At 32.5% G+C, this 12,497-nt stretch carries 9 protein-coding genes; 1 reads left to right on the forward strand and 8 read right to left on the reverse strand.

Annotated elements, in window-relative coordinates; genetic code table 11:
* Nucleotides 1-91: 91 nt before the first annotated feature.
* The 5 genes from AADV52_RS03065 to AADV52_RS03085 form a co-directional block, all read right to left on the reverse strand.
* Nucleotides 92-739, reverse strand: coding sequence for a YcaO-like family protein (locus AADV52_RS03065; RefSeq protein ID WP_014918795.1), 648 nt, complete (start codon nucleotides 737-739; stop codon nucleotides 92-94).
* Nucleotides 729-1,625, reverse strand: a complete 897-nt coding sequence (locus AADV52_RS03070) for a hypothetical protein (RefSeq protein ID WP_014918796.1) — start codon at nucleotides 1,623-1,625, stop codon at nucleotides 729-731. Before AADV52_RS03070 ends, AADV52_RS03065 begins: the two co-directional genes overlap by 11 nt.
* Before the next feature lie 4 nt (nucleotides 1,626-1,629).
* The gene (locus AADV52_RS03075; RefSeq protein WP_014918797.1) at nucleotides 1,630-2,178 is read right to left on the reverse strand and encodes a SagB/ThcOx family dehydrogenase; all 549 of its coding nucleotides are present in this window, start codon (nucleotides 2,176-2,178) and stop codon (nucleotides 1,630-1,632) included.
* A 20-nt stretch (nucleotides 2,179-2,198) separates the two neighbouring features.
* A complete protein-coding gene (locus tag AADV52_RS03080) occupies nucleotides 2,199-2,468 on the reverse strand; it encodes a hypothetical protein (RefSeq protein ID WP_014918798.1) in 270 nt (89 codons plus the stop codon).
* Nucleotides 2,469-3,298: 830 nt separating this feature from the next.
* Nucleotides 3,299-3,406 carry a hypothetical protein gene (locus AADV52_RS03085; RefSeq protein WP_014918799.1) on the reverse strand — a complete coding sequence of 36 codons (108 nt, stop codon included), beginning with the start codon at nucleotides 3,404-3,406 and terminating at the stop codon, nucleotides 3,299-3,301.
* Between the two features lie 491 nt (nucleotides 3,407-3,897).
* Between AADV52_RS03085 and AADV52_RS03090 the strand changes: the two genes are divergently transcribed.
* On the forward strand, nucleotides 3,898-6,375 hold the full coding sequence (locus AADV52_RS03090; RefSeq protein WP_014918800.1) for a 5'-nucleotidase C-terminal domain-containing protein: 2,478 nt from the start codon (nucleotides 3,898-3,900) through the stop codon (nucleotides 6,373-6,375).
* Nucleotides 6,376-6,528: 153 nt separating this feature from the next.
* Here the strand turns inward: AADV52_RS03090 and AADV52_RS03095 are convergent, their stop codons facing one another.
* The 3 genes from AADV52_RS03095 to pglZ all read right to left on the reverse strand — a co-directional run bounded on the left by AADV52_RS03095 (nucleotide 6,529) and on the right by pglZ (nucleotide 12,410).
* Nucleotides 6,529-7,788 (reverse strand): transposase, encoded by a 1,260-nt coding sequence (locus AADV52_RS03095; RefSeq protein WP_375162946.1) that lies wholly within the window; start codon nucleotides 7,786-7,788, stop codon nucleotides 6,529-6,531.
* A 198-nt stretch (nucleotides 7,789-7,986) separates the two neighbouring features.
* Nucleotides 7,987-9,864, reverse strand: coding sequence for a TerB N-terminal domain-containing protein (locus AADV52_RS03100; RefSeq protein WP_014918803.1), 1,878 nt, complete (start codon nucleotides 9,862-9,864; stop codon nucleotides 7,987-7,989).
* 59 nt (nucleotides 9,865-9,923) lie between these two features.
* Nucleotides 9,924-12,410 (reverse strand): BREX-1 system phosphatase PglZ type A, encoded by a 2,487-nt coding sequence (gene pglZ, locus AADV52_RS03105; RefSeq protein ID WP_014918804.1) that lies wholly within the window; start codon nucleotides 12,408-12,410, stop codon nucleotides 9,924-9,926.
* Nucleotides 12,411-12,497: the final 87 nt, after the last annotated feature.

Raw genomic sequence — 12,497 nt, forward strand, 5'->3', positions numbered from 1 at the left:
ACCAATCATACGAGAAAGGAACTCCTTTTTCTAATGTTTTAAGAAATTAATTTAAGGAATCATTCATCCTTACACAAACTATTTTACAGTCTCAGGAATACATAAAAGCATCTATTTGAATATACTCTATCAAACTATTCAATAAAGCTTTTTGCCAATTAATGTGTGCTGCAGTTCCAGTAGAAACGGCTAAAAAAGTTCTTTTTTTACTTTGAGACCCAAAAAGAAAAGTATTTTTAGGTATATAAATACTTTGTTGAGGATAAAATAATGAATTAGCCCTTACCCAATCTTGTTGTGTCTCAAAATCTGGGTTTTTAGATAAAAAATCAGAGTTTAAACTATGTAATCTTTTAAGTTGCTCATTAGTGTAGGGAGTTAAATATTCTAAATTAATAGCTTTCTCATTTAACTCTGAATAAGTTGCCCTAACTATTCTTTTCTTTAAATATAACTGTGAAACTGCTCCTGCAGCTCGTTCAACACTTTCTCCTCCTAATCTAGTAAGACTATCATTTAGATTAGTACCATATCCAGCTAAATGATAATTTATTTCTGATTTTGGGCTAACAATGAATTTTTCATAATTAGGTAATGAAGCAGTACAAATATTCATATGAATACCTGTATTTGATCCTTGAGTATAAAATACCTCATCTGTTAATAGGCCAGTATATTTCCCACTTAACTTTTTTACCTTATCAATTCCTAAAGAGGAGAAGTGCCAGTTATTTTTCATTTTTATTTTCCTCTAATATCTTTTGAATAATATTTTGTGCATCAACGTTTAACTCTTCCGATATTTCTTGAGCTTTTAAACCATCTAAATTACACAAAGCGCTTTTATGTAGAGGTTCTAAATTAAATTCAAGTTTTGGTATATATATACTTAATAATTGTCCTTTTAATGAATTTATATTTTGCATAGTAAGCATTAAAAGAAGTTGATAGGCAAATAAAGATAAACTATCTGAATTATTAGCTTTACGTAAATTACGTTCCTCTTTTAGGTAACTTATATAATTTTCATAATCTGCCATTCTTAAGCTATTTCCCAGTGCAAAACATTCAAAACATCCTGTAATATGTGGCTCAAAAGTAGATAAATGCATAAATTTTCCGTCAATAATACCCATACTCCAACTTTTATTATTTTGGAAAAATGTTTGATTTATCTTCTTTAAACGGTTGACCTCTAAATTATTTAATATAACTAGATAATTAAACTGATCATTTATATTTATTGGCTCATCCATAGAATGAACTTCTACACTTTGATTACATAATGCACTGTATTTTTGTATTTTATGACTTTCTTGAAAATCAGTTATTACATAAACTTTAGACTTTGCTTTTTCTTCGTATCCAATAAGTAAGTTACCTTCAATAAGTTCATCAATTAAAGAGCCCCAATATGGATCTTCAAAATCGCTAAGTTTTTTTCTCTGCCCATCTAAGAGTTGACAAAATAACTGTGTAAATTCATCAAAATTTGAATTATTGTTAACAAATGATTGTCTATCAAGAGTTATTTCCGTATAATCCCATATACCTAATCGAATATACAATAAGTCTCTACTTATACGATATTTAACACTACCATCTTTTAATTCTACATACTTCATTCTATTAACCTCCAAGAACAGCACAAGCAGTTATAAAGCTAGCAAAACCATCAATTCCTAATGCTATATTACTTTTCTCTATATCGTATCCACCCAATTGACACATTTTATAATCATATTGAGCTGCACTTAATGCAATATTCTGTATCATTTCTCCTGACTCTATCATTGAAAAAATTAGACCACGTTTACCATATTTAAATTCATTTTTGGTTCTATTAACTACTAGATAAATAGCTAACTTAATATTTTCAGAATGACTCAAATTTTCTATATGTACGTAAGATGATAAATTCTTATTTGGCATATTTTCTATTTTGATTACGCTGTTCGTGCATGGCTGATATTTATATACCGAAAAATCATCAAGTTTCATAATACCCTGAGTGAAAAAATATAAACTTACGGGATAAAGTCCTCCGCCAGATGCATATCCACGATGACCATCTGATGATACCCTAATTCCAGAAAACAAATTGCTCAAATTTTGTAAATTCCAATTAGCATTTGTAAATTTTCTTTTACTAATTCTGCTATTAAAAAGAGTTTCCAAATTATAGGAATTTTTCTTTTCTACAGGAGGTAAAAAATTGCTCCTCTTAATTCTTCATGTAATTTAAAAGAAGTTGAAAACTCTTTATTGATAGCATCACCATACATTCCAAAACTTTTAGCATATTTGCTAGAATTAAAATCGTTATCTAAGTCTAACTTTAGAGAATCGGTATTTGTAATGAAACGATTATAATAATGTTCCTTTTCACCGGAATCTAAAGATACAATTCTATTAAAACTTATTTTTTTAATCTTATTACCATAATTATATATATCATTATATTTCATGCTAATCCTCTTTATAAAAAAGGGCCCTAATAATTACCTATCAGACTTATAGAAAATAAAAATATATTGTCTACAAGTCTTAGATATTATAAGGCCTCTTTTTTTGTAATTAATCGTCTGTTTTTGTAGGTTTGTCACTTGTACAACAGCAACAACAACCGGCAGCAGGCAATTCTCTGTTCAAGTTCTTTTCTTCATCAAATTTACGACTTTTATCTTTGATCTTCATAATTAAAACCTCCTGTAAAAAAGTTAAAATAATAATCATTTCTAAATAAATCTTATCTAGAAATTGGTTTAATAATATTCCCATATTTTTAATCTGTCAATATATCTTTAAATTATTTTTTATAAAATAATCATTCAATAGAACTAAAATGTCTTCCATACAAAAAAGGCGCCTAAATCATGACCAAATTGCTTAGGTGATTTTTTGTCTTCAATTTTACGGAGTGTCATTATTTTATTATCTTTACACTAAATAGTATTAATACTATATTCTTCTAGGAACTTAGAACTACTTTATATCTTTAATCCATACTTTATTGCTCGAGCATTACCAAATTTTTCTTCTTCTCGAAGCTTCTTAAGTGCACGACAGATTGTAACTTCACTATATTGTGGAATATGCTCATTTAGCTCCTTAATTGACAATGGCTCTGTATTACTTTTAAGCTTAATTTATCAACAAGCAAATCTGTTTGATAATGGGGCTCAACCGTTCATTGGAATCTCGATAATCTTTTAAAACCACACCTAAAAAATAATCCTAAAACGGTAAATAAGTCGTTCTCCTTATTCATCCAATTAAAAGAACTCTCCTGTAATGCTCAATAATAATCAGCTTTAGTATCTTCAATAGATTTTTCAATACTGATATATTTTCCTACATCAAAGTCAGCCTTATACATTGTCAATAAAATTAATAGACGTGACATACGTCCATTACTATCTTGGGAGGGATCGACACAAAATCAAAAATAAAATCCAGATAGCAGTAAGGGCGAGATTGTACCAACTTACATTGCTTGATTATAGGCATCACATAATTCTCGTACCTATTGCGGAGTAATAAATGCCGGTGGTAGGTTAAATCTAACCTCGCATCTGCCATCAAAATATTCAGTAATAATTTGATTGTCACTATCTTTAGCATTCGATTAGTAACTTGATCATTTAGGGTAAAATAATAAAAAGAGTCTGGGAAAAAACTCAGAAATAACAAAAGCCTATTAAATCTTGGTATTAACCTTGAATTAATAGGATTTTTTGCTTCATTAAGCATCACTATTTCCTAGGTACATACAGTTTTCTTGATTTCTAGCTTTCAAGTTCCAGTTATTAACTATAATTGATAATTGAAATTAAATTGTTCACATTTTATACTTTACTTAATAAATATTGTTTAATTTAATTTGAGGAGTATAAAATGAGATCACGTCATGTAAATGGAATCATTACGAGTTTAGCTGCAAGTGCCTTAATGGGGCTATTTTTAACAAGTGTCCAAGTTAAAGCAGATACACAACAAGTTCAGCAACCAGTTGCTCAAACTACTCAGCAAAATGCTGATTCAACAAAGCAATCTTCAACTACTGTTTATACTGAAAGCTCGAAAGAAGTACCAGTAGTCAGTTACACTGATCACCAGTCAAAGCCGAACAATGATCATTGGTCAAATCCCGCTAAATATAAAGATGCCATTCCTGTACAAATTTTAGGTATCAATGATGTACACGGAAATATTGATACCACTGGTAAAACTTGGATTGGCTATCGTTCCTACCAAAACGCAGGTAATGCTGCCAGATTGGCTGGATATTTGAACAATACCGAATCTGATTTTAAAAAGAAAAATCCAAATGGAACAACTATCAGAGTTGAAGCTGGTGACATTGTGGGAGCATCTCCAGCAACTTCTTCATTATTGCAAGATGAACCTACAATGCATGCACTAAAGCAGATGCACATTGAAATTGGTACTTTAGGTAATCATGAATTTGATGAAGGACTAGATGAATTCGATAGAGTTTTAGAAGGAAAAGCCCCTAAGAAAGGACAGTTTAACCAAGAAGAACAGGATTATCCTCATGAAAATTCTGGCATTCAAATTGTAGTTTCTAATTTGGTAAGAAAGTCCGATGGAAAGGTTCCTTTTGGCTGGAAGCCATATATAATCAAAGAATTAGAATACAATGGTAAAAAATCAAAAATTGGTTTTATCGGAATTGATACAACAGATTTACCTAAATTAACTTTTGCCAAAAATCTAAAGGATTATGATGTGCTAGATGAAGCTGAATCAATTGCTAAATATGACAAGATTCTGCAAGATCAAGGTGTTCATGCAATCATTGTTTTAGCACATACCGGTGTAGAAACTTATAAAGGAAAGACTCAAGGCGATGCGGTTAAAATTTTACAAAAACTATGTCGTATCGATCCTGATAATTCAGTCGATTTATATATTGCAGCTCACTCACATCAATATGCAAATGGTGGAGTTGGCAATACAAAACTTGTCCAAGCTGCAAGTTTTACAAAAGCATATGATGATGCTATCGGTTATATCGATCCATCAACTAATGATTTTGTAAAAGGAAGTTTAATCACTCATGTTTACCCTGTTATGTCAGCAACTGATGATAAAGAAATTCAGCCTGATCCAGCTGTAGAACAAGTCATAAAAGATGCCGAGCAAAGAACTTCTAAGATCACTAATAGTGTGATTGGTAAAGCAGCAGCCGCAAAAGATATTACCAAAGATCTTAATTCAGATACCGAAAATGCAATTGGCGATCTAGTAGTTGATGCGCAAATGGCAGAAGCTAAGCGAGAAGGTATTGTTGCTGATATTGCTATAACTAATGGTGGTGGTGTAAGAAGTGACTTAAAAGTCGAAAAGGATGGCTCAATTAAGTGGCAATCAGCACAATCAGTCCAGCCTTTTAGTAATCAAATTCAAGTTTTCGAAGTAACTGGAAAGCAACTTTATGATCTACTTAACTCACAATATGATTCTAGCAATGAAAGCAGATATTATCTTTTGAGTGGAATGCATTATGTTTACACTACACAAAACGATAAAGCTTTTCCAAAGAAGGTTGCAGTTCTTTATGACGGCAATAATCACCCTGTTAATCCAAATAAAGTTTATCGCGTGATTACAAGCAATTATTTAGTTGATTCAACTAGTCAATTGAAAGGTGCAAAAAAGGTTGCAGATATTGGGGTTGATACTGATATTTTCGTTAATTACCTTAAACATCAAACAGAAGAAGGCAACTTAATCACTGCCCCTATTCTTAGCCGTAAGAAAGCAGTTACTTCAGAAGAAGCTAAGCAACTAATTAAGGAAGCACAGGATGAATTAAACAAAATGAGCCATAGCTCCTCTGAAGATAACGAAGAGTTAAACAATAGTATTGATTCAATTAATACAAATTCAAATAATACTTCAGCCAATAACCAAGTCAATGTTGAAAAAGATAACTTTACAAAAGATGAAACAATCACATTAACTCACAATGCGTTTGTATATGATAAAAATGGTAAGCTTGTATTGAAGCTAGGAAGAAATCTATTCTTAAAGAAAGGCTCCCATATTCGTCCTTTAAATAATGCAGCAAAAGTACTTATTAACAAACACGAATACTATCAAATTGGCGAAAACGAATTTGTCAAAGTAGCAAATACTATTGAAAGAAAAACAATAGTTTTGCGTTTAAAGCACAATGCATATCTATATTCAAAATCTGGAAAAACAATTAAAAATGGTAAGAAGAAGGTTCTATTGAAGAAGGGCAAAAAAGTAAGAGTGAAAGCTACTTCTATTGTAAAAATCGGTCATAGTAAATACTACCAAATTGGGAAAAATCAATTTATCAAAGTGGCAAACTTCGAATAAATAAGTGAAAACTAAAAGCTAGTAATAACACTTTAAAAATGTGTTGTTTCTAGCTTTTTAATATTCGATTCTAATTTATTTTACTGAAACTTGAAAGCACTAAAACTAGCCGGATCCATATTGGATCTGGCTTTTTGTCTCTTAAATTAGTTTTTAAGCTGTCCGCAGCAGCTGCTTTTGCATGAAAACCGGCAATAACTTAATAAAGTTGTCTAATATTTGTTCCACTGTGGCGGAGATCTCTGCTTTTACTTCTTTAAGAGCGGTAAGCAGGTAGACCAATGCCTCTTCAAAGGCTAAATCAGGCAGCGCTTCATTCATTAAATAGAGTAAATCGCCTAAGGTTCGATCATCGATACTCTGTCTTTCTTGCCAAGCCAACAGATCATAAGTTAGAGCTGTCACGGCAATGTAGCCGCATTGCCCGTCATAGCTTTGAATCTGTGATTTGTTTAAGGCTAAGTATTGCTTAGCTGCTTTAAAATAAGTTTCGATCTGCCATCTGCGGCCATAGAGCTGAATGATTTCCTGTGGATGCAGCTTGTATTGCATAGTTGCCAGTACTAAATATTTTCCTTTACTGCCGCGTTTTGGCGGCAGCCAAACGTTCATACAGGCCTTTGACATCATAAAGGCGGTCGCGCGGTAACGATAATAAACTTTCTTGGTCTGCTTAAGCATGCCTACGCTGTCTAACCCTAATTGTTTCAGCTGCCAGAATATTTTAGGTAAAGAGAACCAGCTGTCGAATAAGACGTATTCAGCCGGTAAGCCCAGCGCGACAGCCTGCTTAAGCAGCTCCACCGTGACAGCGTTCATTGGTCTTTGAGCCTGGGTTCTTCTACGACCGGCAATTGAGCACTGATCAGCAGTAACAGGCTGATTGCCAATCATATTCTCTTTTTTCTTATTTGACATCAAAGCAAAATTAACCGGCAAGAAGGTATTGCCATCGCTCCAGCCAACAGTTAGACCACGATAGCCGGTTAAAAATTCATGCTTGTCATGATCATAGACTTTAGCCAATAATTCGGTCTTCTTAGAACAAGAACGAGCCATTAGCGTGTCATCAACGATTAAAGCCAATCTTCTACGTCGATCAATTACCGGTTTCAAAACAGAAATCAGTTTGACAGCAGCCAAACAGACCAGCTTCTGCCAGTTGATGCGGCCATCATTGAGCACATTTCTGCCAGTTTTAGCAGTAAAATTCTTGGCGCGCTGACAGCGATAGAGCGACTTTCGCGCAAATCTAGCCTTGATCATCCAGGTAATAACCATTAACAGGCTAACCAGGGAATGTCGTTTGAAGTTTACCTTTTTACTCAAATCACCTAGACCAATTAACTTAGTAAATGAAGAAATTAAAGATTTAGTGTCCTTTTCTTGGTTAAATTGCGTTATACTTTTTATTGTGTAGGATCTCCTTTACTTTGGATTTGACACTTAAAGTATAACGCGGAGAAATCCTGCGTTTTTATTTTTACGCAAAAAAGACTAGAAACCATGCGGAAAGAGCGTGATTTCTAGCTTTCAAGTTTCAGTTAAAGAATTTGAGATAAAAGAAAAATGATATCTTTGCATGTTGCATTGATATCATTTTTTAGTAATTTAAGAATAAGTAATATTATTCACTTTCTTAAACCAATAATCCGAATCACTATTTAATTTTTTAAAATCTTCCTCAGATAATTTTGATTGATCTTTATTCTCATGTTTCATGGATTTTTGTTCAGCCGTTTCTAGCTTCTTTTTAAAATCCGTAACATAAGAGTCATTGTTAACTTTACGTAATACAGGCGAATCTATTGCAAAATCAATAATCTGAACAGCATCGTTAAATCTATGTTCTTTTTGATACATTATTCTTAATCTGTTTGCTGCTCGATAATTAATAGCCACACATGCTAACCATAATTTTTCTGCCTTATCCCACTCACCTTTTTTATATTCAAGATCAGCATTATCCATCTTTTCAGCAGAATTATTCCAACACCAATCTTCTATCTTTTCTTGTGAATTTCTTGATTTATAAGGATTAGTCTGATTATTCTTTAAAAATTTTCTTGTCAATTTAAGCTGCTCTGTAGCATTTTTTATTTGCTTATCTGTTGACATTGGATAACCCGTCTTAGAATTTATTCGCTTGGGCTTAGCAATTTTCTTCTTGCTTTTATCCTTCTTTGGCTCTACTGCCCTCTTTATTTCAAGAAATCCTTTAACTTGATCATGAGCTTTCTGCAGTTCAGCATATATATCATGGCAAAGTTTTCTATCAGACAACGGATCTGGCATTAATAGATCTGGTCGATTATTACCTTTTCGTAATGAATAATTTGAAAACATATAAGGTTCTTTCTTTAACTTTTGAATATTTGAAAGTTCATATTGAAAATATTCTGAACCAAACTCTCTCTTCAAGCTTTCAATCAAAGCTTTTTTGAATAATTCTGGATACTCTTTTATATAATATCGATTTCTAAAATCAACCTCTGTAGCCAATGATATTAATTGGTCAGCAGATAATTTATGACTCAATAAAATTTGAAGTTTTATATCACATTTATTCAAATCAACATATTTGAGTAAATCTAATCGCTTATGAATAAAGAATATGTATCCAATGGACGTTGAAGAATAATAATCAAATGAGCCATTACTAATCTGACCTTGTAGTTTTGAAATAATTTTAAGAGACTCTTCTAAATATTCATCATGTAATATATGACGTTCTAAGCAATACAACAGCAGAAAAGCAAAGCCAATATCGGGAACATTTGATAAATCTGTCGTCAGCCATGTTAAGAATCCATTTCTCTGTTCGGACGTTAATCCTGAATAACTAGGATAATAACTCAACTTTTGAAATTGACCTTCTGCAACTGGGAAATTTATCGAAATAGCTGATGGTTCTCCTACTTCTGAATCAATATTCTTTAGTTGACCATCAGTGAAATACAATAATGGCAGAATTTTGGGATTTATATTATAACTTTTATTTCCTGCTACTAAATTTCCTTCATGTACAACAGGTTTAGCAGTACTTTTTGGTGTATCAGTTGAATCAACAGATTGATCTACATTTCCTGCATTAGAAGAATTGATTTTATCATGTTTTTTAAATAATCTGACTATTAACCAAACTATTCCGCAAACAGCAAGAATTCCTAAGGTTATATGAATGTTGGCTAAACATAATATCAATATTACTATCCAAAAAATCCACCAAAGACAGGAACTAGATGATTGTTGATTTCCCTGACCTTGTGTAGTTCTTTTCTTGTTCTTAATTGGTTTTAAAGTATCAATACTTGTTCGATGATAAACCGCATTATACATGCTACGTTTTGGATTTTTAATGAATCCTGTGCCTTTTTTACCATATCCTGGTATGATCGCTCGTTTAACTGCTCTCTTAGCCCTACCTGTAGTTCGTGCTTTAAACGATGCCTTCAGTGATGGCTTGCGAAATACACTTCTTCTTCTCATTACTAATTTCCCTCAAAATAAAACAGATTAGATATTAAGCTAATCTGTTCACTAATCCATTAATTAATCAAATCCATACTATATTCAAATCGTTTTGGCTCTTCTGTACTACCTTCACGATCTATTACTAAATAGTATTTCTTATCAAGATCATACTGCATGTCTTGCATTGTAATCGTAATAGCAATTGTACGATCAGCTGCAGAACCAGTTCGATTTGCTTCGATAATTACATTGTTAGAAATCAAATTGCCATCTTCATCGGTGAAGTAAGCATGATATTCTGCTGGTAAGACAGTATCACTAATCGGCGCAGTTTGGTTAAACAACAGATTCATCTTCAAATTATTAATTCTAAATGTTGTTGCCGCCAATTTAATTTCTGCCGGTTGAGCGATAGATCTTCTAGAAGTTGCTTTAATATCTAAAACAGGAATTAACATTTCCTGAATAGAAGAACCACCGTGAACATAATTCTTGCTTCCACTTCTAGCCACGAATTCATTCGGACTTACTGGATAATAGACATTGGTAGGATCATCATTATTTAAACTGACACCCATTGTTGTATTTTTAACACCCATTACATTAATTTGACTTGGAGTGATTAAATATCTTAAATGAGCATTTCCTTCATAATTTTGCCCTTGAAGATCGATTTTATCTTTATCTTCAATTGGCTTTTCTTGATAAATAAATCCATGATCAGCAGTAATGATGATATGAGCTATACCATTAGTTCTTAGGACTTGAACAGCTTGCTTAATTTCATCAATTGCCTTTTCAGTAGCTTCAACTAATTCTTTAGTTGTCTTTAATTCATGTCCTTTGGCATCGATTTGATTATGATAGAGGTAAATTACATTTTTCCCCGTAATCATTTGCTTAATCTCTTTAGAAGACATTTCCAGGACATTCTTTAATTGAAAAGCAAGATTGTTTTCATCATATGACTTAAGTAACTTGTCCCGACTGTCAGTATTCTCTGCATTTTCACCATTTACTTTAACCTTAGAAGTTTTATTATCCCATTCTAAAGTTTCATGAGGTAGCATCACATTCATCCCCATATAAGTGACGGATGGTAAAACCGTAATTGCATGATTCATCTTCATTGTCAGACGATCATCGCTATTTAGCTCTTCTTCTAATTCTTTAGCTACTTCATAACGCAAGGCATCAGAGAAAATTACAACTACTCTCTCTCGTACATCCCTGACATAATTATGATAAAAGCGTTCTTGCTTCAGCTTGACAGGAACCTCCTTTAGATCAAAAGTTTCATTCCACTGCTTAACAGAGCTATCAAGCAACATATTGCCATAATAACGATCAATAGTTTTTTTAATATCAATATAATTATCAGTATCAATGATATTAGTGTAAGCTAGCAAACTCTTACGATAAATCGTGTCAATTTTGTAGCTATTATCTAAGTAATCATTCAATTCATCTTGCCAATCATCAACCATTGGCACTTTTAAATTCAATAATTCTGCAGCATATCGTAAGAATTTATATTCGGGTTCAGTTCCGCCATTGAAATTATTACGTGTATGATCAAGCATCTGATCGATGATCTCAAGCAGTTGCTCATAATCAGTAATTCTCTTGCCGTCAAATTTAGCGACTAACTTAGCCAAAATTAAATGGTTAATTTCTTCGAATATGCTAATCTTAGTCAAAATCATGGCTGGTTCATGCTTCAACACGGTATTCAAATTCAAATCGCGCCAAACTGTAGATGAGCAGTTGTCATAGTATTGCTGATACTTATTTGAATCAGCAATACGATCAATAAAGATTTGAACATTATCTTGTTGTTTAAAATAATAATTTTTAAATCTATCAGGGAGCTTATTGTTTAATTCATTGGCTAAATATGTGATAAAAATGCGCTCAACTAGATACTTCAGATCAACTTCACTATCAGCCTCACCACCGAAGTAATTCATGACCAGCTTCCAAAAAGTATCAAGTACATCATATTTACTGAACGTAAAAATATAATGATTATTAGTATAACCTGCAGCAATTACTTTCATCAACAACTCATTCATATCGAGCTTTTCTGTTTTAGTAATTGCAGCAATAATACCCTTTTCTGGTGTCTTATCAAAAGTATCAGACCAATACTTAACAAAATCTGCTCTTCTAGTTTTAGCACCAAAGTAACTATTATACTTCTTAACAAAAAGCAGTTGATTCTCTGGAAGTTGGAGTTCTTCCAAGATAATTTGTGTAGCATCTGCAGTGAAGAGCTTAGAATAATGTTCCATATCAGTTAGGTAATTCTCTTGAATTGCAGGTCTCTTGTATGGTGCATAGATTAAATATTTATGCTCTGAATCGTTTAGCAGGTCAATCTTACTCTTGAATTGTTGATTTGCTTGAGCTTTATAAAGCTTAACCGAGCTTAAATGCTGTGCAATTGAATCAATAATATCCTTGAATTCTTGCTTATCATCGTACCAAAAAACATATTGGTTATCTGTAAAGTAGCTATTAAGTTTCGCAATAATCTTATCAGTAGTTAATGTAGGCATAAATCTTCTCCTAAATCTGTTAAATAAATTATAACAGTCGGCGGGGATGCAAAAAAGACCTCATCGAGTTAATAGACGAGGTCTTGG

The organism is Lactobacillus helveticus, assembly GCF_046109915.1.
In the GTDB taxonomy this organism is placed as follows: Bacteria; Bacillota; Bacilli; order Lactobacillales; family Lactobacillaceae; genus Lactobacillus; species Lactobacillus helveticus.